We start from the raw sequence: 24,985 nt of genomic DNA on the forward strand, positions 1-24,985 counted from the left end.
TGTTTGGAATGTGGCTTTTGATGCTTCTTGGAGGTGGAATTGTTGTTACAATTCTTGGTCCTATAGAAATTTCAGGATTTGGAGATGCAAATTGGTTAATTGCATCTATAATTAAAGCAGTAATTGCAATAATTCTTGTTATTATTTGGATTCTTGTTCTATCTAAACTGAAAAATTGGATTTTCCAAAAGGAGATCCAATCTTAACTTTCTAGCCATTTTTTTTGCTTGATATCATATTCTTCTCTAGTTTTTCTGATTGTTGCAGGCATTCCCATAACAACAACATTTTCAGGTACATCTCTTGTTACTACTGCACCCATTGCAACAACACTGTTTTTTCCAATGGTTACTCCTGCTTTAATTACTGCACGAGCACCAATTATTGCACCTTCTTCAATTGTAACTCCTCTCATCTTATCACACATTGGATAAGGATCATTTGTCAAAACTGCAGCTGGTCCAATGAACACATTTTTTCCAATCTTTGAAAGTGGCGGAATGTAAGCTGAACCTTCTATTTTTGTATTTTCTCCAATCTTAACATTGTAATCAATATGCACTAAAGAACCAATCTTGACGTTATTTCCAATCTCAACATTGTCTCCAATATACGTAAAATGCCAAATTGAAACATTTTGACCAATTTTTGCTTTTTCAGAAATAAAATTTGTTATCATATCTTACAAATGCCATGGGTTAGCCTTTGTAATAATTTTTTCAGGTAATTTATCCCTAAAATTTTTCAAAAATTCTATTTCTTGCTTTTTGTCTCGTAGCTCATCTGGAAGCATTATTGGAATTTCTTCGATTATTGGGTAGAATCTAGAACATTTTGAACAAAAAAGAACTCCTTCTGAAACTATGTTATTATTTTCTTCAATTTCAAATAATTCCAAAGGAAAACTCTTGTCAATTGGACATGCTAAGATATCTATCATTGTTTTATTCATTTTAGATTCAGATAGATTGGTATCCCCTTTTGGCTAGATAAAAGTGCAGCTTCAGCAATTTTTGTTACATTTACTGCCTCTTGGATTTTTACAATTTGTTCTTTTTCTCCATTTATTGAATCTAGAAAATTTTGAATTTCTAATAATAGTGGTTCCTGTTTCTCATTTCGAGGAATTTCTGTCTCATCTTTTTTTTCTATTTTTACTTCTTGTGAAATAAAATCTGATGAAATAATTGCATCTGAACAAACAGCACTAAATGTTCTAACTTTTTTTGGCGTAATCCAGTTTGAAGAAATAATTGCCACTTTGTTTTCTTTATATCCTAACATTATACTCGCAAAATCTTCATATTTGTGATTTATTTTTCCTGCTTTAGCAAAAACTACTATGGGCATCTCATCAAACAACCAATTTGCAGTATCAATATCGTGTACTGAAGTATCATAAATTATTCCAATATCTTTTATGTTAAGTGGCATTCTATTTTCACGATGAAATTCAAGCATAATTAAATCGCCATACTTTTTTTCTTTAACAAGATTTTTTACAACACCTACTGCAGGATTAAATCTCTCAATATATCCACAAGTTAGAATTACTTTATTTTTTCCTGCAATCTTAACAAGTTCTTCACCCTCTTCTGTTTTGTATGTAAGAGGTTTTTCAACAAAAACATGTTTTTTAGACTCAAGTAATTTTTTTGTGATTGTGGTATGGGTAAATGTTGGTGTTACAACCATTGCTCCATCGAATTCTTCAGAGATCATCATCTTATCAAGTGATGTATAATGATTAACAGAATATTTTTCTCCGTATTCTTTACTTCGTTGAGCATCTACATCACAAATTGCACTGAGAACTCCTAATTCTGATAAAACCCTTGCATGATTTTTACCCCATCCTCCTGTACCAATTTGTACAATTTTCATCTAATACACCGCAGTTAACCAATGAATGTAGTCATTATTTTTGTTCATTACTATGTCTGTATACTCTTCCATCATCTTCTTTGTAATGTCTCCTGGCTTTCCACCACTAATCTTCTTTCCATCAAGTGCAATTATAGGTGTAATCTCAGCCGCAGTCCCTGTCAAAAATATCTCATCAGACATTGCAAGCTCACTTCTTGTAATTTCTCTTTCAACTACCTCAATATCTAAATCTCTTGCAATTTTGATTACTGCATCACGCGTAATTCCTTCTAATGCTGCTGATGCTAATGATGGAGTTGCAAGTTGACCTTCCCTTACAATAAAGATGTTTTCTCCAGGTGCTTCACTAACATTGCCATCATGATCAAGCAAGATTGCTTCATCTACTCCATTTCTTTTTGCCTCTTGTGTGGCAATAATTGAATTTAGATAGTTTCCTCCCATCTTTGCTTGTGGTGGAGTTGACCTATCTGAAAACTTTCTCCAAGAAACAATTGCCGCTGAAATACCTCTCTTGTTGAATAAATCCCCAAAAGGAAATGTGAAAACAGCAACACTTGTAGGAGCCTTCTCAGTTACATGAAGATTAATTCCGTAATCTCCAACAAAATAAAATGGTCTGATATAGCATGATTTTTTGAGTTTATTTTTCTTGCAAATTCCTGTTATGGCATTAATAATTTCTTTATCTGAAAAATTCAGTGAAATATTGTAAAATTGCCCTGATCTTCTAAATCGTTTTACATGTTCATCTAATCTAAACACATGAAGATTTTTTCCATTCCAATATGCCCTTATCCCTTCAAAAATTGATGTTCCATAATGTATTGCATGTGTAGTGATTGGTACTTGAGCTTTTTCTGTTAAAACATATTTTCCATCAAACCAAACATATTTTGAAATTGGAAGTTTCATAGAAATTTTTTATATACAGTGTATTAATCTTTATTTATTTTGACCAGCCTTCTTTTGGAAATTTCATTCCAGCAACTCGTGTAGTCATGTCTTCTGAATCTGCAAATTTTTCAACAGTTTTCCAATCATTCTCAATTACCTTGATTATGTTTTCAGGTACATCTTCTTTCCATGATGATTTTTTTCCAACAGCTGCATCATATAATTTTTCTTTAACTGATGCTGCGGAAAGTGATTTTCTCTCACCCACCTTTGGCTTTAACCTGTATATCTTCAACATGTATCCTTCTGTTTTGTCTCCAGTATATGAGAAAAAATTTCCTTCTACTCCGCGTAGAATTTGTTTTCTTAATTGCCATGATTTTGGTGATAATAATGGTGGCATGTACTTCTTAAATGGTGCAAAAAATGCATAATCATCTGTAATTTGAATAGAATCTCCAAATACTGATTCTAACATTTTTTTCCTAACTTCAAAATTAAATGGGAAACTTTTACTATTGATTTCTTTATCTCCATCTCTGAAAACAACAGGCATTACTTTGACAACATCTGCATCTTTTTTTAATTCCTCAATGATTTCTACATGAGCTTTTGTTACTGGATTTAAATGTGCAAGATAAAGTGCAGTAATCAATTAGATCACCTAAATGATTCTCATATTTCAATGATTGATTTTTTAAAAATTCTATCCGTATGATTCGTACTTGACTTCAAAACTTCCGTCTTCACGTTTATCATGTTCAGTAACAAAGCCTTTTGGCTTTAAGAAATCCATAACACCGTCAATGGTACCTTGCCAACCACAAACATAGAAAATTGTATTTTCTTTCGTAACCTTATCTCCAATCAATTCTTCTAATGGTGACATTCCATTATCTCTTGGTCTTAGAAATGTTTCAACTCTTCCAACTTGACCTGCCCATGATCTGTTAAACCATTCTTGAGGCCTACTGATTGCTGCTCTGTATTTGAAGTTCCATTCGTCTTTACCTCTTCTAATACTCTCATTTTCTAGTTCAGTTAACAGATCTTTGTAACTCAATTCATCCACATAACTGGCACCATGTAAAACAACAATTTCTCGTTTATCTCCTGAATCATGTAGATGTTGTGCAAAACTCACAAAAGGTGCAAGACCTGTTCCTCCTCCTATGCAGACAATTCTCCTATTGTCTTTTTCTCCGTTTGGAAGTTCTTCATTAATCAATAATGCTCTACCCGTTGGTTTTAGCCAAAGAATTTCATCTCCCTCTTTTGCATTAAACAATTGTGTGGTTAATCTTCCTGGAAGTGGTTTCCTAACCCATCTAATTACAAGCTCAATGTATTCCCTATTTTCTGGATGAGATGCAATCGAATATGCTCTTCTTACAATCTTTCCACCCTCTACCGGATTTGGTAATCCTAATGTAATGAATTGACCAGCTTTGTATTCTGGGACTGACCCCTCTTTTGGAACTAATCTAATAATTACTAGATCTTCTTTTAATAATTGAACATATGTGATAGTTGCTTTGTTATCTACTACCATAACGATTCAATCATAATATTGACGGTTAAATATATTGTGTTAATTTCATACATGTATTTTCTATCTGACCGCTAAACGTTAATAACCAATTTAAAAAATGTTAATGATTCGTAATCTGAATATGGGCCGGTCGTCTAGTCTGGTAGGATAGGTGCATGGCATGCATCGGATCAAGGGTTCAAATCCCTTCCGGTCCACTATTTCTTTTTTAATTCCAAAAGCATTTTTAATATTTCAGAATCTCCATCTTTGGAGATCTCATTAATTTTTTCTTCTGAAATTGATATTTTTAGATTAATTATTGCTTGTAATGCACTTTTTCTAACTTCAAGATTGTCATCTAGAACTGAATTTAGAAAAATTTCTTGGGCATCTTTGTATTTTAGATATCCTAGTGCGCCAATTGCACAAGATCTAACCATGGAACGTTCATCCTTTACAAGTTTTTTTATATTTGGAATTGCTGATGTTTCATTTCTATTTGCTAAAACTAAAGATACAAATCCTCGAATATTTTTACTGGATGAATTTAGACTTTTAATTAAAAAACCTGCTATCTTGTTTTTATTTAATACAAGCGAACTAAATGCTTCTCCTCTCACTTGAATATCGTCATCATCTAATTTTGAAATAATTTTCTCTAAAATTTTAGGATTGTCTGTTTCATTCAAAGTTTCTAAAATTTTGATTTTTTCTTTACTGCTCCCAGATTCTAAAACTTTTGAAATATTTTCCAAATTCGAAATAAAATCCTAGTTTCTAGTTAATAATAGTTCAAAATTTTCAAAAAAATTATCTTATACTGGAAAAAACACTTTTAGCTTTAAATTATCCTTAAATACCAAATTTTTCATGTCAACCGAAGCCAGAGACACCATATTCATTGGTAAGAAACCATTGATGGCATATGTTACATCAACGCTAATTCAATTGGCAAACTTACCATCCGTCAACATCAAAGCTAGAGGACTCAGCATAGGACGTGCTGTAGATGTAGCTCAAATCATTGCACGAAAAACTGAAAATGCAGGATACTCTATCGGAGAAATCAAAATAGGCTCAGAATCATTAGAGTCACAAGACGGCAGAACCCGAAACGTTTCAACCATAGAAATTGAAGTAAAGAGAAATCAGGCATAACTGACTTTACTTGTACTTTTTTATTTTATTCTCTTTTTGAAAATCCATACTTCTTTTCCATCTTTCTAAATTTAGAAAGTTCTACAAGTTCATTGAACTGATCAAAATTCACTACTTTGTTTTTATATTTTGAAGTCGTACCTGTCTTTTTTAATTCTTGAAGTATATTCATTGTAGCAAAAGTATTTGCAAACAATACTGATAATGGATACAAAATTATCTTAAATCCTATTTTGTGTAATTCTTGAGCAGAACTAATTGGGGTTGCTCCTCCTTCAATCATATTTGCAACTAATGGTGCATTTATTGATTTTCCAATCTTCTTCATCTCTTCAATAGATCTTGGTGCCTCCACAAATACAGCATCAGCTCCTGTTTTTTTATTTTGTAATCCTCTTTCTATTGCTGCATCAAGACCTTCTGTTGCTCTTGCATCTGTTCTTGCAACAATAATGAAATCTTTGTTTTCTCTTGCATCAATTGCAGCACTCAGTTTTTCTGTATATTCTTCTTGGGAGACAACTTCTTTTCCTTGCATATGTCCACATCTTTTTGGCCATCTTTGATCCTCTAGAAAAATCCCCGAGGCACCTGCAGATTCTAATTCTTTTACAAGCTTCCAAACACTAAGTGCATTTCCGTAACCTGTATCAGAATCTACTATTACTGGAACTTTGACTGCCCTGCAAATTCTTCTTGCGTTGTCAACTGTTTCTGTTGCTCCAATGAATCCGTAATCTGGCATTCCAAAAAGAGTTGCAGATGTCCCATATCCTGTTTGAAACATAACATCAAATCCTACTTTTTCAGCAATTTTTGCACCAATTGCATCATAGACTCCAGGAATGACTAAAGGCTTGTTATCTTTTAACATACTACGTAATTTTTTCATAAAGTTACTTTTTTTCTGAATTATTTATGATTTTAAGCAATTATCTCGTTAAACATTTTTTACTCTTTTTTTGTTGTTATGCACTATTCTTATAAAATAATTCCTTTGGCATAACACAGTTGACATATTTTCTAAATTTCATTTATTTCTTTTATTTACATGAGTTTTTCTACAACTTGTAGTTTTTTCATTTTTGTATTTTATTATAATATATGCTGCTTTTGTGCCCATAATTGCTGATTTTTTAAAATAATTTATCGTTGTTAGATTTAGTCTATTTTGATTTTTTTACCTTTTTTTTCAACGTCTTTTGCATCAATTTTCTTTAACTCCTCTTGAAGAAATTTTCTATATTTCTCAGTCTCTTCATTAGTCATATTTGCAACATTTGAACTCAAAATGGCACCCATTGAAGATATTTTTTCAAGTAAATCCATTGCTACAAACCTTCCAACGTTTCCTAATCTAAAAAGAACATCTAATTGCTTTTTTACAATATCATTGACTTTATCTACATCTTGTGCAGTTTCAGCACCTCTCTTTGTTAATTGATATTTTCCATCTTTTGTCTCTTGAATTAGTCCTTCATCTAATAGTCTGCCTAACAATGGATAAATCAATCCAGGTGATGGCTTCCAAATTCCATTACTTTGTTCTACTGCATAATCTATGATTTCTTTTCCTGTATGTTCTTTTTTCTTAAGTAACTCTAGTATGAAATACCTTGAAAATCCTCTAGGAACTGAACTTCCTACTCTCTGAAACCATTCAGAAATCATCACTAGTGATATCACTAGTGATATATATGAATATTTTGATTCATGCCTGACAATTACTACATATTTATCCAGCCCTAAGCAAGTTTGTCTTAAAATGGTCGATTCAATTGAGTTTGATTTGATAATTTGTGGTTCTGGCTTAGCTGGTCTTAGAGCAGCAATTGCAGCTGCAAAAAAAGGACCGAATCTGAAAATCGGTATTGTATCAAAATTACAAGTAATGCGTTCTCATTCTGTTTCAGCAGAAGGTGGAACTGCTGCAGTAATTCAAGAAGATGCAGGGGATACAATTGAATCTCATGTTTATGATACTGTAAAGGGCAGTGACTTTCTTGCAGACCAAGATGTTGCAGAAAGACTTTGTGTTGAGATGCCCCAAGAAATTCATCAGTTGGACCATTGGGGTATGCCATGGTCTAGAAAAGAAGATGGAAGAATTGATCAAAGAAACTTTGGTGGTTATAGTTTTCCTAGAGCAACTTATGCATCAGACAAAGTTGGTTTCTTTGAAATGCAAACCTTGTATGACACTTGTCAGAAATTTGAAAATATTGAATATCTTAACGAATGGTTTGCAACATCAATTATTCATAATGGAAAAAAATTCATGGGTCTTACTGCAATTGAATTAGGTTCGGGAACATTTTACACAATTAAAGGAAAAGCTCTCATTATTGCAACTGGTGGTGCTGGAAGACTGTATAGTTTTTCAACCTATGCATTATCTTCAACTCCTGATGGCTTGGATATGGGATTACGTGCTGGCATGGCACTAAAAGATATGGAGTTTGTACAATTCCATCCTACTGGTATTTTACCATCTGGAATTTTAATTACTGAAGGTGCAAGAGGAGAAGGCGGTTATCTTCTTAACAACAAAGGTGAACGATTCATGAAAAATTATGCAGCTGAGAAGATGGAATTAGCTCCACGTGATATTGTTTCAAGATCAATAATGACGGAAATCAAAGAGGGCCGTGGATTCAAGCATGAAACTGGTGTTGATTGTATGAAACTTGATTTGCGACATATTGGTGATGAAAAGATCAAAGAGAAATTAGGTGGAATTAGAGAAATCTCCATCAAGTTTTCAGGACTTGATCCTGCTCAAGAATTACTTGACATTAGACCTGTATGTCATTACATGATGGGTGGACTCCATACTGATATTGATGGTGCAACAGAAATCCAAGGTGTTTGGGCGGCAGGTGAGGCTGCATGTAATAGTGTTCATGGATCAAATAGACTAGGTGCAAACTCTACCTCAGAATGTATAGTTTGGGGTAAAATCACAGGTGAATTGGCAGCTGAATATGCAATGAAAAATACTACTGCAGATCAATGGCCTCATCACTTGGTTGCAGCAGAAGAGAAGCGAATCTATGATGGAATCTTTAGGGGAAATGGAGATGCAAATCCATATGAAATTAGACAAGAATTAACTGATACAATGAATGAGAAAGCATACGTTTACAGAAACGAAACTGATCTTGTTGCAGGTCTTAAGAGAATACGTGAGCTTAAAGCACAGACTTGGAAACATGTTGATGATAAAGCAAAAGAGTACAACACAAACTTTTCAAATGTGATGGAACTTGATTCTATGTTCAGAGTAGCTGAGATTGTATTAATTGGTGCAATTAATAGAAAAGAATCTCGTGGTGCACATGCAAGAACTGACTATACTAAAAGAGACGATGCAAACTTTTTGCACCACACACTTGCCTATTATGATCCAAATGAACCCATCATGAAAACACATCCAGTAACAATCACTAAGTATCAGCCTGTGGAGAGAAAATACTAGATGACTCAAGACGAACACAAAGAAGGCATCAAAGGAATGGCCAATCCAAGTCGTTATGGAATTGAAAGAGTAGCCTATTGGCTAATGAGATTAAGCGGATTAGGATTGTTAGCATATTTTATCGGTCACATTTATGAAACTAGTAATATTCTACGGGGACGAGTAGGGTGGAATGAATTTCTAGAATTAACTCAAACTACTGAAGGACACATCTTATTGGCAATTGTGATTGCAATGTGTGTATTTCATACTGTTAATGGAATTAGAGTGATGTTAGGACATGGTGGGGTTGGTGTTGGAAAACCCGCAAGACCTGATTATCCATATGATCCAGCATCACAAAACTATAGACATAAGATAGGAATCTATTCTGCAATAATTCTTGCTGCTATTGCTATGATGTACGGATTGGCCGTAATGTTTGGTGAGTAAAATGAGAGAAAGTACAATAATGAAAATTCACTATGGAACTGCTTTGGCAGCAGTCGCCTTAGTGGCAGTCCACATATTGATGCGTATGACTATGGGCTTTGCTGACTCTTTAGAGTATGAAACAGTTCTTGCAAACTACAAATTCATTCCTTATGCAATAATGTTAGAATTAATACTAATCTTACTTTCTGTTCATGGATTTAATGGATTAAGAGTGATCTTATTGGAACTTAAACAAGGACCTGCGTATGAAAAAGCAGTTTCTTATGGCTGTCTTGCTGCAATGTTTGCCTTAATAGCATATGGTTCACGAACAATTATTATGACTAACATGGGGATGGTGTAGAGATGGCACAAGTTTCTAGTATTGCAGATGAACAATCATCAAAATCAATCACTCTTAGAATTGCAAGATTTAATCCTGAAAAAGACACTAAAAAACAATTCATGGAATTTACTGTTCCCTATGAAAAATGGACTACCGTACTTGAAGCAATTCTTGATGTAAAGAAACACTTTGACCATTCAGTTGCAGTTCGCTATTCATGTAGACAGGCAACATGTGGTTCGTGTGGAATGATAATTAATGGAAAACCAAGACTTGCTTGTTTTACAAAAATCAGTGAACTTGATTCAAATGTAATAACAGTTGAACCCATGAACAACTTTCCAATTATTCGTGATTTAGCTGTCAAATTTGAAAGACTGTTTGACACTCATCATAAAATCAAACCTTACTTGGATAGAGATGATACTGAATTAGAATCTGATGCAAAAGAATTCATGCAATCTCCTGAAGAATTAGAACAATACATCCAGTTTGCAAACTGTATCAAATGTGGTTTGTGTAATTCAGCATGTCCTACTATGGCTACTGACTCTTCATTTGTTGGTCCACAAGCACTTGCTCAGGCATATCGATATGTGGCAGATAGTAGAGATAAAGGAAAAGACTCTAGACTAAAAATTATTGATGACTCTCATGGAATTTGGAGATGTCATTTTGCTGGCTCTTGTAGTCAGGTATGTCCAAAAGGTGTTGACCCCGCAATGGGAATTCAGCTTCTTAGAGGATACATGCTTGGCTTTAGAAGTTAATCCTGTTTTTTTGGATTTGGGCTATTATTTACTTGATTGTTAATCTGTTCGGCCATAAAGTGATTTGAGACATTTACTTTAACATCCTCAACGCCATCTACTTTCAAAAGATTGTCATGTATGTCTTGACAAATTTTAAAACCAAATACTGCTGGACAGAATGGACTTGTTAAATGCAAATCAACTTTTACATTACTATCATTGATATCAACCTCATCAATTAATTCCAGCTCAACAATTGATGTGTTGATTTCTGGATCTACAATCTTTGATAACTCATCGAATAGTTTTACCCTAAGCTGTTTGATGTCTTGACTCATGTGGGCAAAAGCGTCGATGCTATATATAACCATTCTAGAACCTTAGGTAATGTATCGTTCACGTCTTGGTAATGATTTGAGTGATATTACTTTAGATTATGTATCCTCAATTGATGATGACTCTGCAATTGCTTTCTATGATATTCTTGGAAGTCAAGCTCATACATTGATGCTATACCAACAAAAGATTATCACAAAAAATGATGCAAAAAAAATACTATCTTCTCTAGAGAGTTTAAAGGATGAAACATTTGATTCCTCATCAGGCGCAGAAGACATTCATGAGTTAATCGAAGCATTGGTAATCAAAAGAGCTGGAATGACAAGCGGAGGTAAAATGCATACTGCAAGATCCAGAAATGATCAAGTTGTTTTGGATATTAGAATGAAGATCAGAGATGATATCAATATTATCTGTAATTGTCTCTTGGATACAATCGAGGCTCTTGTTTCTGTGGCTAAAAATCATCAAAAAACTATCATGCCACTTTATACTCATCTTCAACAAGCTCAAGCAGGTCTATTTTCTCATTATCTTCTTGCACATGCAGATGTTTTATCAAGAGATTTTCAGAGACTATACGGAACTTTTGAAAGAATAAATCAAAGCCCTCTTGGTGCTGGTCCTGTTGGCGGAACTAGTATTCCAATTGATAGACACAGTACTGCCAAGATGTTGGGATTTGATGATATAGTTGAAAATTCAATTGATGCGACCAGCACACGTGATTTTGTAGCAGAATACGTTTCAATGATTTCGATTTTGATGACTAATCTAAGCAAAATTGCTGAAGACTTTGTAATATGGTCAACAACTGAATTTTCTTTTATTGAACTATCTGATGAATTTACATCTCCTTCAAGTGTAATGCCTCAAAAGAAAAACCCTGATATTTTAGAATTAACTCGTGGAAAAACAGCTGAAGTGATTGGAAATCTTACAGCAATTTTATCTACAATCAAGGGATTAGCTTCTGGTTATGGACGTGACTTGCAACAAATAAAATCTTCCATATGGTCAACATCAAAAATTTCAATTAATGCTCTGCTAATTTTAAAATCAATGCTTCTAACTTTGAAAGTTAATGAAAAACAAATGAAGAAAGTAACAGAATCAAGTAATCTTATTGCTCTAGACATTGCAGAAAAATTAGTTCAAGAAGGTATTCCATTCCGTGTAACTCATAAAATCGCTGGTTCATTGGTCCAATTGGCACATGCCTCAAAAAAATCACTTTCAAAATTAACTCCATCTGACATAAAAAAATCTGTGGCTGATACAAAAGTTGATCCCAAACTAGTTTCAAAAATAATCTCTTCTACAACTGTTGTTTCATCACTAAGGGATAGAAAATCTTATGGTTCTTCAGGCTATGATGAACAAAAAAGAATGATTTCTGATAGAATTAAAAAAATTAATGATTTTAGAACTGATATTACTTTTAGAGAAAATAAAATTAACTCTTCTCTTGAAGACTTGAAAAAACAAATAGATGAAATTATTCGATAATAAAAAAGAAAAGTAGCGGGTCTAAAGGGATTCGGACCCTTGACAACCGGATTAAAAGTCCGGTGCGCTACCTGGCTGCGCCATAGACCCTCACGAAAAATGCTTTACGTGTATAATTTAGTCTTTTACAAAATTTATTGTTGTGACAGAAACTTTTAATCTGGCAATTTGATTCAAAGAACTTGTGCCCTTGTAGTATAGCCCGGTCTAGAATTCGGCCCTGTCACGGCTGAGACGCGTGTTCAAATCCCGCCGAGGGCGCCATTATTTCATTTATTCATTTGAAAATCATTTTACAACCGATCAAATTTGTATTTTGACACTTTGTTGTTCTAAAAGTAATAATTTGCAGTCATTATCACAAGAATATTAAAATTCAGGCAAATTTGTGATTATTTTGTTGTCTGAAGAGAAAAAAGAATCTGAAGTAGAATCAAAAACTACGGAAGATTCTGCATCTAAGCCATCTGCTGAAGACACTGCAAAAACAAAAGCGGCAAAAGAAGCTGAAGAAGCAAAACAAGCAGCTGATGCAATTGCAAAGGCTGAAGCTGCTGCAAAAGCAGCTGAAGAAGCTGAGATTGCAGCCAAAGAAGCTCTGGCAAGAGCAGAAGCCGCAAAAGCTGAAGCTGAAGCTGCAGCAGAAGAAGAATACAAAGCAATTGCTGCTGAAATAAAAGCAGACGCAGCAAAAGCACCTGATTATACGTTTAAGCGACAAGGGGAAGAAATCTTTCGCCGTGAAATGGGCGAACCCGAATTTTGGTTACAAAAAGAGGAACGTTTTCCACGACCTATTCTTACTGCGGAACAACAAGAATCTCTTACATTACAAGCAGAAACTCCTCACGATCAAACACCTAGATATGTTCCTGAACATGTTCTGAGTCCCGAATTTGAAGGAGTCTCAAATTATGAAAGAGGTGTGGATGAAATTTTAGAAGTTGCAAAACTAAAACTTGAGACACTAAAGAATAATCCTGATGCAACTAAAAAAGAAATTAAAGATGCAGAAGATGAAATTACTTACTTAGAATCCTTACATGAAAATTACTTTATTGGCATGAATGTATTTAGAACAGCTAGGGGCGGTAGAGACAAACTCAAAAAATGAGGATGATGTGGTTTGGGTAATGTAAGCTTTGATGTAGTGAATACAAGAGTAACTTTCAAAAATGTTCCAATTCATTCTTTATCTAAATTTGCATTCAAAGATGTAGGTGCAGCATGTGAGGAATTCAAAAAGATTCCAGGTGTTGATGAATGTATTATAATTCAGACTGCAAGTAGAGTTGAAATTTTTACTGTAAGTAATGTTGAAGATGAAGATTCACCTGATGCAAGAAGAGATGAAGCAAAAGGTCTTGTCTTAAATAAAATTAAAGACACTTGGGTTTCATTATCTGCATTAGAACAGATAGACATTGATCATTTTGATCAAACAATTGAAGTGTACAAGGGAAATGATGTTTATCTTCATCTGTTACGTTTAGCTGCAGGACTTGACTCATTTGTTGTAGGAAAAAGAGAAGTTTTTGATGAAATTATTCAGTCCTTAGATAAAGCAAAAGAAGCAGGAACTTCAGGTAAAATACTCAACAAATTATTTGAAAGTGTTATTAGATTAGCCACAAAAATGAGAGATGCTACTGGAATCGAAAAAGATGTGGTCTCACTTGGTGATATAGCAGTAAAATTAGTTGATGAAAAAGCTGGTTTAGATTCAAAAAAGAAAGTATTGCTCTTGGGAACTGGCGAGTCTGCAGCTCAAGTTGCAAAAACTCTCAACAAGAAAAAAGTTGCATATGATGTTGCAAGTAGAACTATTGATAGGGCTACTGGCTTCTCAACAATTGTAGGTGGAACTCCTGTAAACTTTGAAGATGCATTATCTGGTTTGGATAAATATGATATAGTATTTGTTGCAACCACAGCTGACTATTTCATTATCACTCATGAAAGAATCCGATTAGTCATGGAAGAGAAGAAGAAAGGTACTCTGATCATGGATATTTCTGAACCAAGAGCTGTCAATGAGGATATTACAACTCTTCCAGGAATCAAATTGTTATTCAAAGACCAAATTGCAGAAATCTTTGATGAAAGTGTCAAAGCTAGGAAAGGTATTGTTCCGGCCGTTGAAAAAATTATAGATAAAGAATTACCTGTATTGTCAATGAGAATGCAAAAATTAGAAAATTAATTTTTTTTAAAGTCCTTGTTTTCTTAGTAGAAATTGCATAATTGCTTCTTTAGAATAATCAATCCCATGTTCCTCATCCGTGTGATTTCTAAAATTCTCAATCACTTCTTCCATATCGCCACTAGCTACAAAATCACATTCAAAACCGTAATCCCTACATTTTAGTTCTGCCATGCTTTTGGAAAATACTATCAATATAAAAATCCACAGGTAGTAATAACTGGAAAATTACAGATGCCAAAAATAAAAATTAACTCCTTTTTATTTATCCGTATGATTCAAATTTGATTCCAAAACTACCATCAGGCTTCTTTTCATGTTCTGTAACAAAGCCTTGTGGACCTAGGGAATCAATTACACCGTCAATAGTTCCTTGATAACCACAAATATAGATAATTGTATTTTCTGGCGTAATCTTTTCTCCTACCATCTCCTCTACGGGTGATAATCCTGTCTTTTTGTTAGGTGCAAAAAATGATTCGACTCTACCTGTATGACCATTCCAAGATCTATTGAAGAATTCTTTTGGTCTGCTGATTGCTGCTCTGTATCTGAAATTCCATTGATCTCTTCCTCCTCTTTCACTTTCCAATTCTAAATCTGTAAAGAGACGTTTGTAGCTTAATTCATCAACATAACTAGCACCATGTAAAACAACAATTTCTCTTTTATCGTTTGTATCATGGAAATGCTTTGCAAATGCAACAAAGGGTGCAATACCTGTTCCACCGCCCACACAAATTATTCTTCTTTTGTCTTCTTGTCCATTTGGAAGTATGTCGCTAATTTGTAATGCGGTTCCAGTAGGATCACCTAACCAAACTTCATCACCTACACTTGCATAGAACAATTCTGTAGTTACTCTACCTGGTAGTGGTTTTCTTACCCATCTAATTACAAATTCAAAATATTCCCTATTTTCTGGATGAGATGCAATCGAATATGCTCTTCTTACTATCTTTTTTTCTGATGGAATTGGAACACCTATTGTCAAAAATTGACCTGTTTTGTATTCAGGCATTCCTCCTTCTGGAAGTAATCTAATAATTACAAGATCTTCTTTTAATAATTCTCTGTAAACAACTTTTGCCTTTGTTTCACTAACCATACAACAAGTTTTTTCGTGACTTTGGATAAATATATTTCTGTTATATCTGTGGAAAATTAATTTCCTAACGTAAATCTGAAAATCTATTTGTTGATCTGAGACATTATTTCATCAAGAATTTTCTGATTTGCAGCTGCAATAAAAGAAACTCTTGTATCATAGCTTAGATCTGCATCAAGAGGATTCAAATTTTCATCTAAAAGTAGTCCTCCTGCTTCTTTAACAATTAGATAACCTGCTGCAATATCTTGAATTCTAATTTTATCTCGTAAATCAATAAAAATATCCATCAACCCTCTTGCAAACAATGCCATTTCTAGGGCGTTTGCACCAAAATGTCTAGTGTGATTATGGTTCTCAAATATGGGATATAGTTTCTTCATTAGTTCTGTAGTTGCACCTGATGTATTGATCCCAACAATTTTGTAAATTGGATCTTTATTGTGCACTTTGATTTGTTCCTCATTAAAAAATGAACCCTTGTTTTTTGATGCCCAATACATTTCACCATTATTCAGATTTGTGATTACTCCATCTGTAATGGAACTAAGTTTGTTCTCTGTTGCAAAAGCTAATGAACTACAAAAGAAAGGAACCCCTCTAACTGCATTTGCAGAACCATCAATTGCATCCATTATTACAAAACCTTTTGGGTTTTCTGATAACTCCACTCTACCACATTCTTCCCCTAAAACCACACATGGAAAATTGACTTCCTTAAGATAATCAAGAACTGTTTTTTCTGCAATGATGTCTATGTTTCTAGAAATATCTCCACCTGCACCTCTTCCAAAATCACCTGCAGCATGTTCAGTTCCTGCAAGATCTTTTACGTTTTCATAAATTCTTTTTGAAACTTCACGAAGAATATCAATTACTTCCATAATGAAATATACTTGGTTCGTAATTTAAGTGAAGAAAATATTTCTCTTGAAAGCATAAATAACAATACGGGAGCTAAAGTTTGTGAGTGGGAAAGATCAATCTGTTGTTAGCAAAGAAGCTTTGATGAGTACGAAACCTGGAAAACAAATTATGAAACAAGGTTTATTCAAATCAAAAGGTTACAAATTATTTAATAAATACAAAGAAGAAACAGAAAACGAATTTCCAAATTTTGCTGAAAGATTTGCTAAATGTCTTTTAAATGAAATTAAATCTGACAATGATCCTAACTCTACACAACAAGCCTTTGCAGATGAAGTAGGTTCAACTGAAATTATTCTAAATGCTTCTGAAATTGAGCCTATAAAATCAAAACTTGAAAGTCCTGATGTGTTAAAAGATAGGGTACTTCGAATTTTGAATTCTAATTTTGTCAAAATGACATTTCCTGTTTTTAATGCCCTCTTTGATGGTGCTGCAGAATATACTGGTAGAAATGATCCACAACTACGACAAGATATAGTTGAAGGTCACATATTGGCAATTGATCTTAGTGAACCAATGGATCGAATTGTAGATAAAGATGAAGACTTGGAGTATCTTGATGATTACAAATTAATGAATCCATACATCTTGAAATTAGCTCGTGAAAAAATTTCAAAAGGCGGTGATGAGGTTTTAAAAGAATTTGAAGAAGGTTTCAAGGATGCAAGAGTCGGACAATATCTTGATGAAAAACTAAAATCAAAACCAACAAAAATTACTGAAGAAGAAATGACACTTTCTTACAAAAAATATCGTGCAGTAATGGGAACTGCGGGAAGAAATATGGCATTAGCTGAAAGACCTCTTGGAGAAGTTTTCTATTTGGGAATGGCAAGAGCTGCTGAAGGTGTTGGATGTGGAAATGAAATTGAGGATTCTATTAAAAATGGATTTGTAAAAATTCCCTCATGGCCACTTTACTATTCATTATTAGCAAATGATGTCAAAAAAGGATTTGAAATTACTTTGGAGAAGAGTAATTTGTATTTACAAGATGCAAGACTTGCAATAGAATTACTTCCAGAAGCGTTTTCTCACAAAGAATTTTTAGAATTTCTGTTCTTAACTGTAGATCATTATAATCAATATTGGTATAACCAACTACAAAAGGCCAATAAATGGTCTGAATTTGAATCAAAACTCCCCAAGTGATAGCATTGATGTGGTCTGAAAAACACCGACCTCAGAACATTTCTGATATGGTTGGAAATGAAGAATCTCGTGCTTTAATCATGGAATGGTTTGCAAAATGGAAGAAAGGTACAAAGCCTTTGCTCTTGGTTGGCCCACCTGGAATAGGAAAGACAACTATGGCTTTTCTTGTTGCAAAACAATTTGGATATGATATGATTGGCCTTAATGCAAGTGATGTGCGAAACAAATCTCGAATAAATGACATTCTTACTCCTGTTTTAGGGAATGTAAGCGTACTTGGGACTCCAATGATTTTTGTAGATGAAGTAGATGGAATTCATGGTCGTGGTGACTATGGTGGGGTTGCAGCACTTGTTGATATTTTAAAAGAACCAACGGTTCCAATTATTCTAGCTGCAAATAATGACTCTGCTGATAAAATGAAAAACATCAAAAAAGTTGTAAAGACAATATATTTCAAAAGAATTCCTCCACGATTACTTAGGGTATACCTGGAAAATATTTTGAAAAAAGAAAGTGCAAAACTTAGCCCTGGTTCTTTGATTAAAGTGATTGATAAATCACGTGGTGACATTCGTTCTATGATAAATCTAACTCAATCTTTGGTAACTGGTTTTAATCCACAAACAGAAACAACATTTGAAAAAATTGATGTTGAAGAAGGTGTTAATGCATTTTTTAAATCAAAATCTGTTGATGAAGCTAGAAGTGTATTGTATTCAATGCAAATTGATCCTAGAGAAAAAATTAATGCATTTTATTCTAGTATTGTTACTAGTAATCTTGATAATGACACATTTGCAAAATATCTAAACATTATTTCAGAAGCTGATGTACTCTATGGAAAAATTATTAGAACACAAAATTGGAGATTACTAAGATATCTAAATGATATCTTGATAAAACTATATCACAATGATGATAGAATAAGATTTTCACAATACAATCTTTCATGGCCTTTGCTTAATCGTATTCGTTGGGATGGTGCAAAAATTAAATCACTTTCATCTATTATGGCAAAAAAATTACACTTATCTTCTAGCGCATTTGTAACATTTGGTTTGCCTTTTGTTTTATTTTGTATTAAAAATAAAACATTAGAGTTAGAATTAGAAGAAACATTTGGAGATATTATTGATAAGGAGATTGAGTTAATGCAATGAGTTGGAGAAAGATTCCCATGAAATTTCCAGGAACTTGTATTGTATGCAATGAAAAAATAGAGATCAACGAAATTGGTCTATGGGCAAAAGGACTTGGAGTAAAACATGAAAAATGTGCCGAAGTCAATGAATTACAATGCATTGTATGTGGCTCCCCTGCTGGTTGTCCCCAATGTGAGTTTCAGGAAAATTGTGACATTCCTAATGTTTCTCAATTTTGTGTGTGTAGAAAATGTGGTGAGCAAAATGATGTCTTTGGGTTATATCAGAAGGCCACAAACAAAAAATTTCCAATTATTAACTCCTGATTTTCTAAAATCCTCAATGATCTCCAAATTATTTTAAAAAATAAGTAATACTTTTCTTTCAAACTAAATTAATATAGGAAAACACATTGCTGTAGATTACGTCATGCATTCTGAAAAAATTGAAGACTATGTAAAAAAGAGAAATACTGCTCTTCAGGGCGGCGGTCAAGACAGAATTAAGGCACAACATGAAAAGGGTAAGTTAACTGCTCGTGAGAGAATTGATCTTTTACTTGATGAGGGTTCCTTTACTGAAATGGATCCAATGACAACTCATCATTACCATGAATATGATATGCAAAAAAAGAAATTCTTTACAGATGGTGTTGTTGGCGGTTATGGAACAGTAAATGGTAGACAAATCTTTGTCTTTGCATATGATTTCACTGTACTTGGTGGTACATTGAGTCAGATGGGTGCCAGAAAAATTACTAAATTAATGGATCATGCAGTTAGAACTGGATGCCCCATTATTGGAATAATGGATTCAGGTGGAGCAAGAATTCAGGAAGGAATTATGAGTCTTGATGGGTTTGCAGATATCTTTTATCACAATCAACTAGCTTCAGGAGTAATTCCACAAATTACTGCAAGTATTGGACCCTCTGCTGGAGGTTCGGTGTATTCTCCAGCTATGACTGATTTTGTTATTATGGTCGACAAAGCTGGTACCATGTTCGTTACAGGTCCTGATGTTGTCAAGACTGTACTAGGAGAAGAAATTTCATTTGATGATCTTGGTGGTGCAATGACACATGGTTCAAAAAGTGGTGTTGCACACTTTGTTGCACAAAATGAATACGAATGTATGGATTATATTAAAAAATTAATTTCATTTCTTCCTCAAAATAATTCTGAAGATCCCCCAAAACTTACAACTGATGATGATCCAAATAGATTAGACCATAATCTCATTAACATTATTCCAGAAAATCCACTACAACCATATGACATGAAAGAAATTATAAATTCAATTGTAGATGACCATAAATTCTTTGAAGTTCATGAATTGTTTGCACCAAATGTTGTAGTAGGTTATGGAAGAATGGATGGGCAAGTAGTGGGAATTATTGCAAACAATCCAATGCATCTTGCAGGTGCACTAGATATTGATTCATCAAACAAGGCAGCACGTTTCATTAGATTTTGTGATGCATTTAACATCCCCTTAATTACTTTAGTAGATACTCCTGGTTACATGCCAGGTTCAAATCAGGAACACAATGGTATCATCAGACATGGTAGCAAACTACTTTATGCATATTGTGAGGCAACTGTTCCAAGAATCACTTTGGTAATTGGAAAAGCTTATGGTGGTGCATACATTGCAATGGGAAGCAAAAACCTTAGAACTGACGTTAATTACGCATGGCCAACTGCACGTTGTGCCGTATTGGGTGGAGAGGCCGCTGTCAAAATCATGTACAGAAAAGAACTTCAAAATACAGATGATGCTGAAGCACTAAAGAAAAAACTAATTGATGAATTTGCAGAAAAGTTTGAGAACCCATACGTTGCAGCCTCACATGGAACTGTAGATAACGTAATTGATCCTGCTGAAACTAGACCTATGTTGATTAAAGCACTTAAAATGCTTGCAAACAAAAGAGAAAAACAACTTCCAAGAAAACATGGAAATATTAACCTGTGATTAAAGATGATTGAAAAAGTACTAATTGCAAACAGAGGAGAAATTGCTCTAAGAGTAATTAGAACATGTAATGCATTAGGAATAAAAACTGTTGCAGTATATTCTGATGAGGACTACAATTCATTACATGTAAAGAAAGCTGATGAATCTTATCACATTGGCGAGGCCGCTCCTGCAAAATCATATCTTAATCAAGAAAAAATCCTCGATGTAATGTTATCTTCTGGAACAGATGCCGTACATCCAGGTTATGGTTTCCTTTCTGAAAATGATGACTTTGCAAGACTTTGTGAAAAAAATAAAATCAATTTCATTGGCCCATCTGCAGATTCAATGAATCTTTGTGGTGATAAAATGGAATGCAAAGCTGCAATGTTAAAAGCTAAAGTTCCAACAGTACCTGGAAGTCCAGGGCTAGTAAAAGATGCTGATGAAGCAGAAAAAATTGCAAATGACATTGGTTATCCTGTTCTATTGAAATCTGTTTATGGTGGTGGAGGCCGTGGAATTAGATTAGTTACTAATGACAAAGAATTACGAGAAGGATTTGAAACTGTTACATCTGAATCTATATCTGCTGTTGGAAAATCTGCAATCATCGTTGAAAAGTTTCTAGAAAAAACAAGACACATTGAATACCAAATGTGTAGGGATCATCATGGTAATGCAGTTCATCTCTTTGAAAGAGAATGCTCAATTCAAAGACGAAATCAAAAACTAATCGAACAAACCCCTTCCCCTGTTGTAGATGCATCAAAAAGAGAGGAAATTGGTGAACTAGTTGTTAGGGCCGCAGAAGCTGTTGATTATACAAATCTTGGTACTGCAGAATTCTTAAGAGCAGACAATGGAGAATTTTACTTTATTGAGATTAACGCACGACTCCAAGTAGAACATCCTATTAGTGAAATGGTTTCGGGATTAGACTTTGTTAAATTACAAATTGATATTGCCAATGGAGAACCACTTCCATTCAAACAAAAAGATCTAAAAATGAATGGTTATGCTATTGAATGTAGAATTAATGCAGAAGATACCTTCTTGGACTTTGCACCTTCAACTGGACCTGTTCCAGATGTAACAATACCTGCAGGGCCAAATGTTAGATGTGACACATATCTATATTCTGGATGTACAGTGTCTCCATTTTATGATTCATTAATGGCAAAACTCTGTACATGGGGACCTACATTTGAAGAATCTAGAACAAGAATGCTTACTGCATTAAATGACATGTACGTTCAAGGTGTAGAGACATCAATTCCACTTTACAAAACAATTCTAAATTCGGAAGAATACAAAAAAGGAGAATTGTCAACTGACTTTTTGAAACGTTATGATATGATTAATAGATTAACCGAGGACCTTAAAAAAGAGAAAGAAGAGAAGAGTGAAGCTGCTTTGGCTGCTGCCATAATTCATTCTGAATATTTCAAGAGTAGAGTTCAAAACAGTGATGCTAACAGTACAAGTTGGAAACACAAATTGGATTGATGATTAATGAACTATAAGATATCTGACATTGAAAAATCATTTGAAGGAAAAATTGTTGAAAATTTAGGTAACAATGATTATGTAATTAAGATTAATGACAAGGATCACCAATTAAGAATTCTTAACATGGATGCAAAAGGAATAGAATTTATCTTAGATCAACAATATCATAAAGCAAAATATCTTGAGACTTCAACTAATGAAATAAATCTTGTAATTGATCATGTTCCAGTAACACTAAACATGAACACTCATTTTGATGAAGTTGTTTTCAAAAATTCTGGTGGCGGTGGTTCAGGTGGTGCGCAATTAGCACTCAAAAGCCAAATCCCGGGAAAAGTTGTATCTATTGCAGTTGCTGAAGGTGATTCCGTTAAGAAAGGTGATGTTATCTGTACTCTAGAATCAATGAAGATGCAAGTTGCAGTCAAAGCACACAAAGATGGTGTGCTTAAAAATTTAAAAATTAAAGAAGGTGCAACTGTCGCAAAAGGCGACGTCATTGCCGATTTAGAATAAAAAAAGAAATTTTTTCCTACTTGAGGAAATTTTTAATTTCTTCATAGTTTGGTTCTTTTAATGGATCTTCTGAAACCCATTTGTAACCAATCTTACCATCTTCCATAATTACAAAAACAGAACGTTTTGCAGCATTGTAGTCTTTGATGTGAAGCAGATCTTTCATCAATATGTCGTAATCTCTAATTGTTTTACTGTTGTAATCTCCCAATAATGGAAAATTAAAGTTGTGTTTTTCTGCAAATGCTTTGTTTGCAAAAGGCCCATCATTACTTATTGCTACTACTTGTGCACCCATATCTGCAATCTCTTGCCAAGAGTCTCTGAATGTACATAGCTCAGTTTCACATACAGGAGAACTAGCTGCAACTATGAATGAAAGAACGATTTTTTTTCCTTTGAATTCATCCAAAGTCCGCATTTTTAGTTCTGTATCTGGAAGCTCAAAATTTGGAGCAATATCTCCAATATTCACTGACATGATCGCAATTAATCAATGTTCTATAAAGTACTTTAGAAAAAATTCTTTTTTCCGAAAAATGATCCAAAAAAGGAAACATACCTTTTTATACAAAAATCAGGGTGAAAAGCTAAATTGGTCGGGGAATTAGCGGGCAATTACAGTACTGTGGTATTGATGTTTGCCTTTGGTATAGCAGCAATGGCACCTGCATTGATTATTTCACGAATGGTCTCTCCCCGAAAACGAAGTAACCCTGTAAAATTTTTACCAATGGAATGTGGTCAGGTTCCATCTGGAGAAGGACGAACGCATTTCATGATGCAGTATTATCCGTATATTCTCATGTTTGTAGTATTTGATGTAATGGCAATTTTCTTGTATGCATGGGGAAGTGCTCTTTTGGAACTTCCCAAGAGTGCAACTTTACCAATGATGGGATTTTTAGCAATAATGTTCGGTGCAATGGCTTTTGCATTGTACCAATCAGGGAGAAGAAGAATATGGTAGTTTTTTATACAAATCAAATTAACGAGGTTAGGGGATAAGATTGCTTAAAGACTTGGTAACACCAGAAAATGCAAATGTCTTTGTAGGAAAACTAGGGGATATTTTAGAACGAGCAATCGATAAACCATTGGGCTACGCCATCAATTGGGGTAGAATTTGGTCACTCTGGCCTGTTCACATTGAAACAGCTTGTTGCAGTGTAGAATTTGGTGCAGCATCAAGTCCACGATATGATGTTGAAAGATTTGGTATCATTGAAGCATTTGGATCACTTAGACAATGTGATCTAGTTGTTGTTCAAGGAACTATTACAAGAAAGATGGCACCACGTCTCAGATTAGTTTATGATCAAATGCCAGAACCAAAGTATGTAATTGCTATGGGAGCTTGTGCAATTACTGGAGGATTGTATTTTGATTCATACAATGTACTTCCAGGAATTGATGGAGTGATTCCAGTTGATGTCTATGTTCCAGGTTGCCCACCTAGACCTGAAACTCTCATACAAGGATGTATTTTACTGCAAGAAAAAATCAAGAGAATGAAGGCTAGGAAGTTTGTATAATGAGTAGTGAATCTGAAAAACCAGCAGCAGAGGCAAAACCTGAAGAGAAACCGACCCCTCCTAAACCTGCACCAAAACCAGCCGCAAAAGCTGAAGAAAAACCAGTTGAACTTCCAGCATTTGAGAAAGGAATTTCAGATAAATTAGTAGAAAAGTTTGGAGATAAAGTCGAAGTAAATTTTGTAAAAGAAGATAGAATTGGAATTAAAACAAGTAGGGAAAATGTTCATGATGTAGCCCAGTTTATTCGTGATGATTTACATTATGATCATGCAGAATCAGTCTCAGGTGTTGATTTTCCAGCAGATAATGAGATTGAAGTAGTTTATCATCTTGGATCTTATACTGAATCATCTCTTGCAAAGCAAATTCTTACATTATCAACTAGAGCTCCTAGAGAAACAAATCCAATTCCTGGACAGGACTCTACAAAACTTCCTAGTCTTAGAGATGTATTTTACAGCGTAGAGTTTGGTGAAAGAGAAGTTTTTGAGATGCTAGGTGTTTTCTTTGATGGTCATCCAGATAATAGACGATTACTTTTGCCCGAAGATTGGGCAGACTTGCCACCACTTCGAAAGGACTTTGCAATAAAAGGAAGATAA

General features: G+C 34.1%; 32 protein-coding genes and 3 tRNA genes. 20 read left to right on the forward strand and 15 right to left on the reverse strand.

Annotated features, from left to right (window positions below; all coding sequences use genetic code 11):
* The first annotated feature begins 8 nt into the window (after positions 1-8).
* The gene (locus NPIRD3C_RS03120; RefSeq protein WP_425338880.1) at positions 9-206 is read left to right on the forward strand and encodes a hypothetical protein; all 198 of its coding nucleotides are present in this window, start codon (positions 9-11) and stop codon (positions 204-206) included.
* Here NPIRD3C_RS03120 and NPIRD3C_RS03125 read toward each other — a convergent pair.
* Genes NPIRD3C_RS03125 through NPIRD3C_RS03150 form a run of 6 tightly spaced genes read right to left on the reverse strand, consistent with a single transcriptional unit; the run spans position 203 to position 4,336 of the window.
* Positions 203-679, reverse strand: coding sequence for an acyltransferase (locus tag NPIRD3C_RS03125; protein WP_148702798.1), 477 nt, complete (start codon positions 677-679; stop codon positions 203-205). The genes NPIRD3C_RS03120 and NPIRD3C_RS03125 overlap by 4 nt on opposite strands.
* Before the next feature lie 3 nt (positions 680-682).
* Positions 683-952 carry a Trm112 family protein gene (locus tag NPIRD3C_RS03130; protein ID WP_148702799.1) on the reverse strand — a complete coding sequence of 90 codons (270 nt, stop codon included), beginning with the start codon at positions 950-952 and terminating at the stop codon, positions 683-685.
* A complete protein-coding gene (locus NPIRD3C_RS03135) occupies positions 949-1,884 on the reverse strand; it encodes a Gfo/Idh/MocA family protein (RefSeq protein WP_148702800.1) in 936 nt (311 codons plus the stop codon). Before NPIRD3C_RS03135 ends, NPIRD3C_RS03130 begins: the two co-directional genes overlap by 4 nt.
* The gene (locus tag NPIRD3C_RS03140) at positions 1,885-2,802 is read right to left on the reverse strand and encodes a branched-chain amino acid transaminase (protein ID WP_148702801.1); all 918 of its coding nucleotides are present in this window, start codon (positions 2,800-2,802) and stop codon (positions 1,885-1,887) included.
* 34 nt (positions 2,803-2,836) lie between these two features.
* A complete protein-coding gene (locus NPIRD3C_RS03145; RefSeq protein WP_148702802.1) occupies positions 2,837-3,439 on the reverse strand; it encodes a hypothetical protein in 603 nt (200 codons plus the stop codon).
* A 51-nt stretch (positions 3,440-3,490) separates the two neighbouring features.
* Positions 3,491-4,336 (reverse strand): ferredoxin--NADP reductase, encoded by an 846-nt coding sequence (locus NPIRD3C_RS03150; RefSeq protein WP_148702803.1) that lies wholly within the window; start codon positions 4,334-4,336, stop codon positions 3,491-3,493.
* 123 nt (positions 4,337-4,459) lie between these two features.
* On the opposite strand from NPIRD3C_RS03150, the gene NPIRD3C_RS03155 reads away from it, so the two are divergent.
* Positions 4,460-4,533: transfer RNA gene (locus tag NPIRD3C_RS03155), tRNA-Ala, on the forward strand.
* On the opposite strand, the gene NPIRD3C_RS03160 is transcribed toward NPIRD3C_RS03155, so the two are convergent.
* Positions 4,534-5,073: a HEAT repeat domain-containing protein gene (locus NPIRD3C_RS03160; protein WP_148702804.1), complete on the reverse strand. Its 540-nt coding sequence runs from the start codon at positions 5,071-5,073 to the stop codon at positions 4,534-4,536.
* 115 nt (positions 5,074-5,188) lie between these two features.
* Between NPIRD3C_RS03160 and NPIRD3C_RS03165 the strand changes: the two genes are divergently transcribed.
* Positions 5,189-5,476, forward strand: coding sequence for an AlbA family DNA/RNA-binding protein (locus tag NPIRD3C_RS03165; RefSeq protein WP_016939700.1), 288 nt, complete (start codon positions 5,189-5,191; stop codon positions 5,474-5,476).
* 25 nt (positions 5,477-5,501) lie between these two features.
* Here the strand turns inward: NPIRD3C_RS03165 and NPIRD3C_RS03170 are convergent, their stop codons facing one another.
* Both NPIRD3C_RS03170 and NPIRD3C_RS03175 read right to left on the reverse strand, forming a co-directional pair.
* Positions 5,502-6,350 carry an isocitrate lyase/PEP mutase family protein gene (locus NPIRD3C_RS03170; RefSeq protein ID WP_148704105.1) on the reverse strand — a complete coding sequence of 283 codons (849 nt, stop codon included), beginning with the start codon at positions 6,348-6,350 and terminating at the stop codon, positions 5,502-5,504.
* 287 nt (positions 6,351-6,637) lie between these two features.
* A complete protein-coding gene (locus tag NPIRD3C_RS03175) occupies positions 6,638-7,147 on the reverse strand; it encodes a PadR family transcriptional regulator (RefSeq protein WP_148704106.1) in 510 nt (169 codons plus the stop codon).
* Between the two features lie 94 nt (positions 7,148-7,241).
* Here NPIRD3C_RS03175 and NPIRD3C_RS03180 point away from each other — a divergent pair, with 94 nt between their 5' ends.
* Genes NPIRD3C_RS03180 through NPIRD3C_RS03195 form a run of 4 tightly spaced genes read left to right on the forward strand, consistent with a single transcriptional unit; the run spans position 7,242 to position 10,484 of the window.
* Positions 7,242-8,954 carry a succinate dehydrogenase/fumarate reductase flavoprotein subunit gene (locus tag NPIRD3C_RS03180; RefSeq protein WP_148702805.1) on the forward strand — a complete coding sequence of 571 codons (1,713 nt, stop codon included), beginning with the start codon at positions 7,242-7,244 and terminating at the stop codon, positions 8,952-8,954.
* A complete protein-coding gene (locus NPIRD3C_RS03185) occupies positions 8,955-9,386 on the forward strand; it encodes a succinate dehydrogenase/fumarate reductase transmembrane subunit (protein ID WP_148702806.1) in 432 nt (143 codons plus the stop codon).
* Position 9,387: 1 nt separating this feature from the next.
* A complete protein-coding gene (locus NPIRD3C_RS03190) occupies positions 9,388-9,732 on the forward strand; it encodes a succinate dehydrogenase/fumarate reductase transmembrane subunit (RefSeq protein WP_148702807.1) in 345 nt (114 codons plus the stop codon).
* A gap of 2 nt (positions 9,733-9,734) precedes the next feature.
* A complete protein-coding gene (locus NPIRD3C_RS03195) occupies positions 9,735-10,484 on the forward strand; it encodes a succinate dehydrogenase/fumarate reductase iron-sulfur subunit (protein ID WP_148702808.1) in 750 nt (249 codons plus the stop codon).
* Here the strand turns inward: NPIRD3C_RS03195 and NPIRD3C_RS03200 are convergent.
* Positions 10,481-10,804, reverse strand: coding sequence for a metal-sulfur cluster assembly factor (locus NPIRD3C_RS03200; RefSeq protein WP_148702809.1), 324 nt, complete (start codon positions 10,802-10,804; stop codon positions 10,481-10,483). The two genes, NPIRD3C_RS03195 and NPIRD3C_RS03200, sit on opposite strands and share 4 nt — an antisense overlap.
* 49 nt (positions 10,805-10,853) lie before the next feature.
* Here NPIRD3C_RS03200 and argH point away from each other — a divergent pair, with 49 nt between their 5' ends.
* Positions 10,854-12,314: an argininosuccinate lyase gene (gene argH, locus NPIRD3C_RS03205; protein WP_148702810.1), complete on the forward strand. Its 1,461-nt coding sequence runs from the start codon at positions 10,854-10,856 to the stop codon at positions 12,312-12,314.
* Positions 12,315-12,330: 16 nt separating this feature from the next.
* Here the strand turns inward: argH and NPIRD3C_RS03210 are convergent.
* A tRNA-Lys gene (locus tag NPIRD3C_RS03210) sits at positions 12,331-12,404 on the reverse strand.
* Positions 12,405-12,500: 96 nt separating this feature from the next.
* Between NPIRD3C_RS03210 and NPIRD3C_RS03215 the strand changes: the two genes are divergently transcribed.
* The 3 genes from NPIRD3C_RS03215 (at position 12,501) to NPIRD3C_RS03225 (ending at position 14,517) form a co-directional block, all read left to right on the forward strand.
* A tRNA-Asp gene (locus tag NPIRD3C_RS03215) sits at positions 12,501-12,578 on the forward strand.
* Positions 12,579-12,714: 136 nt separating this feature from the next.
* Positions 12,715-13,428 carry a hypothetical protein gene (locus NPIRD3C_RS03220; RefSeq protein ID WP_148702811.1) on the forward strand — a complete coding sequence of 238 codons (714 nt, stop codon included), beginning with the start codon at positions 12,715-12,717 and terminating at the stop codon, positions 13,426-13,428.
* A gap of 12 nt (positions 13,429-13,440) precedes the next feature.
* Positions 13,441-14,517 carry a glutamyl-tRNA reductase gene (locus tag NPIRD3C_RS03225; protein ID WP_148702812.1) on the forward strand — a complete coding sequence of 359 codons (1,077 nt, stop codon included), beginning with the start codon at positions 13,441-13,443 and terminating at the stop codon, positions 14,515-14,517.
* Positions 14,518-14,523: 6 nt separating this feature from the next.
* Here NPIRD3C_RS03225 and NPIRD3C_RS03230 read toward each other — a convergent pair whose 3' ends face one another.
* The 3 genes from NPIRD3C_RS03230 to NPIRD3C_RS03240 all read right to left on the reverse strand — a co-directional run bounded on the left by NPIRD3C_RS03230 (position 14,524) and on the right by NPIRD3C_RS03240 (position 16,509).
* Positions 14,524-14,691: a DUF1059 domain-containing protein gene (locus tag NPIRD3C_RS03230; protein ID WP_014962534.1), complete on the reverse strand. Its 168-nt coding sequence runs from the start codon at positions 14,689-14,691 to the stop codon at positions 14,524-14,526.
* A gap of 91 nt (positions 14,692-14,782) precedes the next feature.
* Positions 14,783-15,625: an FAD-binding oxidoreductase gene (locus NPIRD3C_RS03235; RefSeq protein WP_148702813.1), complete on the reverse strand. Its 843-nt coding sequence runs from the start codon at positions 15,623-15,625 to the stop codon at positions 14,783-14,785.
* 83 nt (positions 15,626-15,708) lie between these two features.
* The gene (locus NPIRD3C_RS03240) at positions 15,709-16,509 is read right to left on the reverse strand and encodes an inositol monophosphatase family protein (RefSeq protein WP_148702814.1); all 801 of its coding nucleotides are present in this window, start codon (positions 16,507-16,509) and stop codon (positions 15,709-15,711) included.
* A gap of 82 nt (positions 16,510-16,591) precedes the next feature.
* Here NPIRD3C_RS03240 and NPIRD3C_RS10840 point away from each other — a divergent pair, with 82 nt between their 5' ends.
* From NPIRD3C_RS10840 to NPIRD3C_RS03275, 6 genes are all read left to right on the forward strand, one after another.
* On the forward strand, positions 16,592-17,707 hold the full coding sequence (locus NPIRD3C_RS10840; RefSeq protein WP_237087711.1) for a hypothetical protein: 1,116 nt from the start codon (positions 16,592-16,594) through the stop codon (positions 17,705-17,707).
* A gap of 8 nt (positions 17,708-17,715) precedes the next feature.
* Positions 17,716-18,873: an AAA family ATPase gene (locus tag NPIRD3C_RS03255; RefSeq protein ID WP_148704108.1), complete on the forward strand. Its 1,158-nt coding sequence runs from the start codon at positions 17,716-17,718 to the stop codon at positions 18,871-18,873.
* Positions 18,870-19,181, forward strand: a complete 312-nt coding sequence (locus NPIRD3C_RS03260; RefSeq protein WP_237087712.1) for a hypothetical protein — start codon at positions 18,870-18,872, stop codon at positions 19,179-19,181. Before NPIRD3C_RS03255 ends, NPIRD3C_RS03260 begins: the two co-directional genes overlap by 4 nt.
* Before the next feature lie 103 nt (positions 19,182-19,284).
* On the forward strand, positions 19,285-20,832 hold the full coding sequence (locus NPIRD3C_RS03265) for an acyl-CoA carboxylase subunit beta (protein ID WP_148702815.1): 1,548 nt from the start codon (positions 19,285-19,287) through the stop codon (positions 20,830-20,832).
* 6 nt (positions 20,833-20,838) lie between these two features.
* Positions 20,839-22,326, forward strand: a complete 1,488-nt coding sequence (locus NPIRD3C_RS03270) for an acetyl-CoA carboxylase biotin carboxylase subunit (protein ID WP_148702816.1) — start codon at positions 20,839-20,841, stop codon at positions 22,324-22,326.
* Positions 22,327-22,332: 6 nt separating this feature from the next.
* Positions 22,333-22,845 carry an acyl-CoA carboxylase biotin carboxyl carrier protein subunit gene (locus tag NPIRD3C_RS03275; RefSeq protein ID WP_148702817.1) on the forward strand — a complete coding sequence of 171 codons (513 nt, stop codon included), beginning with the start codon at positions 22,333-22,335 and terminating at the stop codon, positions 22,843-22,845.
* Positions 22,846-22,861: 16 nt separating this feature from the next.
* Here the strand turns inward: NPIRD3C_RS03275 and NPIRD3C_RS03280 are convergent, their stop codons facing one another.
* Positions 22,862-23,326: a redoxin domain-containing protein gene (locus NPIRD3C_RS03280; protein WP_148702818.1), complete on the reverse strand. Its 465-nt coding sequence runs from the start codon at positions 23,324-23,326 to the stop codon at positions 22,862-22,864.
* A gap of 156 nt (positions 23,327-23,482) precedes the next feature.
* Between NPIRD3C_RS03280 and NPIRD3C_RS03285 the strand changes: the two genes are divergently transcribed.
* From NPIRD3C_RS03285 to NPIRD3C_RS03295, 3 genes are read left to right on the forward strand one after another with little or no spacing between them, the layout of a single operon-like run.
* Entirely contained in the window at positions 23,483-23,815 is a 333-nt protein-coding gene (locus tag NPIRD3C_RS03285) for an NADH-quinone oxidoreductase subunit A (RefSeq protein WP_048069033.1), read from the forward strand.
* Positions 23,816-23,855: 40 nt separating this feature from the next.
* On the forward strand, positions 23,856-24,380 hold the full coding sequence (locus tag NPIRD3C_RS03290; protein WP_014962545.1) for an NADH-quinone oxidoreductase subunit B: 525 nt from the start codon (positions 23,856-23,858) through the stop codon (positions 24,378-24,380).
* Positions 24,380-24,985 (forward strand): NADH-quinone oxidoreductase subunit C, encoded by a 606-nt coding sequence (locus tag NPIRD3C_RS03295; RefSeq protein WP_148702819.1) that lies wholly within the window; start codon positions 24,380-24,382, stop codon positions 24,983-24,985. The genes NPIRD3C_RS03290 and NPIRD3C_RS03295 overlap by 1 nt, the downstream gene beginning before the upstream one ends.

Origin of the sequence: Nitrosopumilus piranensis (assembly GCF_000875775.1) — an archaeon.
Lineage (GTDB): Archaea > Thermoproteota > Nitrososphaeria > Nitrososphaerales > Nitrosopumilaceae > Nitrosopumilus > Nitrosopumilus piranensis.

Excerpts from the sequence above, each read along its gene's own strand:
- NPIRD3C_RS03190 (WP_148702807.1), top strand. The coding sequence starts at position 9,388 with ATGAGAGAAAGTACAATAATGAAAATTCACTATGGAACTGCTTTGGCA.
- NPIRD3C_RS03240 (WP_148702814.1), bottom strand. The coding sequence starts at position 16,509 with ATGGAAGTAATTGATATTCTTCGTGAAGTTTCAAAAAGAATTTATGAA.
- NPIRD3C_RS03150 (WP_148702803.1), bottom strand. The coding sequence starts at position 4,336 with ATGGTAGTAGATAACAAAGCAACTATCACATATGTTCAATTATTAAAA.
- NPIRD3C_RS03285 (WP_048069033.1), top strand. The coding sequence starts at position 23,483 with ATGTTTGCCTTTGGTATAGCAGCAATGGCACCTGCATTGATTATTTCA.
- NPIRD3C_RS03135 (WP_148702800.1), bottom strand. The coding sequence starts at position 1,884 with ATGAAAATTGTACAAATTGGTACAGGAGGATGGGGTAAAAATCATGCA.
- NPIRD3C_RS03260 (WP_237087712.1), top strand. The coding sequence starts at position 18,870 with ATGAGTTGGAGAAAGATTCCCATGAAATTTCCAGGAACTTGTATTGTA.
- NPIRD3C_RS03130 (WP_148702799.1), bottom strand. The coding sequence starts at position 952 with ATGAATAAAACAATGATAGATATCTTAGCATGTCCAATTGACAAGAGT.
- NPIRD3C_RS03195 (WP_148702808.1), top strand. The coding sequence starts at position 9,735 with ATGGCACAAGTTTCTAGTATTGCAGATGAACAATCATCAAAATCAATC.
- NPIRD3C_RS03125 (WP_148702798.1), bottom strand. The coding sequence starts at position 679 with ATGATAACAAATTTTATTTCTGAAAAAGCAAAAATTGGTCAAAATGTT.
- NPIRD3C_RS03280 (WP_148702818.1), bottom strand. The coding sequence starts at position 23,326 with ATGTCAGTGAATATTGGAGATATTGCTCCAAATTTTGAGCTTCCAGAT.
- NPIRD3C_RS03120 (WP_425338880.1), top strand. The coding sequence starts at position 9 with ATGTGGCTTTTGATGCTTCTTGGAGGTGGAATTGTTGTTACAATTCTT.
- NPIRD3C_RS03200 (WP_148702809.1), bottom strand. The coding sequence starts at position 10,804 with ATGAGTCAAGACATCAAACAGCTTAGGGTAAAACTATTCGATGAGTTA.
- NPIRD3C_RS03275 (WP_148702817.1), top strand. The coding sequence starts at position 22,333 with ATGAACTATAAGATATCTGACATTGAAAAATCATTTGAAGGAAAAATT.
- NPIRD3C_RS03230 (WP_014962534.1), bottom strand. The coding sequence starts at position 14,691 with ATGGCAGAACTAAAATGTAGGGATTACGGTTTTGAATGTGATTTTGTA.
- NPIRD3C_RS03140 (WP_148702801.1), bottom strand. The coding sequence starts at position 2,802 with ATGAAACTTCCAATTTCAAAATATGTTTGGTTTGATGGAAAATATGTT.
- NPIRD3C_RS03170 (WP_148704105.1), bottom strand. The coding sequence starts at position 6,350 with ATGTTAAAAGATAACAAGCCTTTAGTCATTCCTGGAGTCTATGATGCA.
- NPIRD3C_RS03175 (WP_148704106.1), bottom strand. The coding sequence starts at position 7,147 with ATGATTTCTGAATGGTTTCAGAGAGTAGGAAGTTCAGTTCCTAGAGGA.
- NPIRD3C_RS03165 (WP_016939700.1), top strand. The coding sequence starts at position 5,189 with ATGTCAACCGAAGCCAGAGACACCATATTCATTGGTAAGAAACCATTG.
- NPIRD3C_RS03255 (WP_148704108.1), top strand. The coding sequence starts at position 17,716 with ATGTGGTCTGAAAAACACCGACCTCAGAACATTTCTGATATGGTTGGA.
- NPIRD3C_RS03265 (WP_148702815.1), top strand. The coding sequence starts at position 19,285 with ATGCATTCTGAAAAAATTGAAGACTATGTAAAAAAGAGAAATACTGCT.
- argH (WP_148702810.1), top strand. The coding sequence starts at position 10,854 with ATGTATCGTTCACGTCTTGGTAATGATTTGAGTGATATTACTTTAGAT.
- NPIRD3C_RS03295 (WP_148702819.1), top strand. The coding sequence starts at position 24,380 with ATGAGTAGTGAATCTGAAAAACCAGCAGCAGAGGCAAAACCTGAAGAG.
- NPIRD3C_RS03185 (WP_148702806.1), top strand. The coding sequence starts at position 8,955 with ATGACTCAAGACGAACACAAAGAAGGCATCAAAGGAATGGCCAATCCA.
- NPIRD3C_RS03235 (WP_148702813.1), bottom strand. The coding sequence starts at position 15,625 with ATGGTTAGTGAAACAAAGGCAAAAGTTGTTTACAGAGAATTATTAAAA.
- NPIRD3C_RS03180 (WP_148702805.1), top strand. The coding sequence starts at position 7,242 with ATGGTCGATTCAATTGAGTTTGATTTGATAATTTGTGGTTCTGGCTTA.
- NPIRD3C_RS03270 (WP_148702816.1), top strand. The coding sequence starts at position 20,839 with ATGATTGAAAAAGTACTAATTGCAAACAGAGGAGAAATTGCTCTAAGA.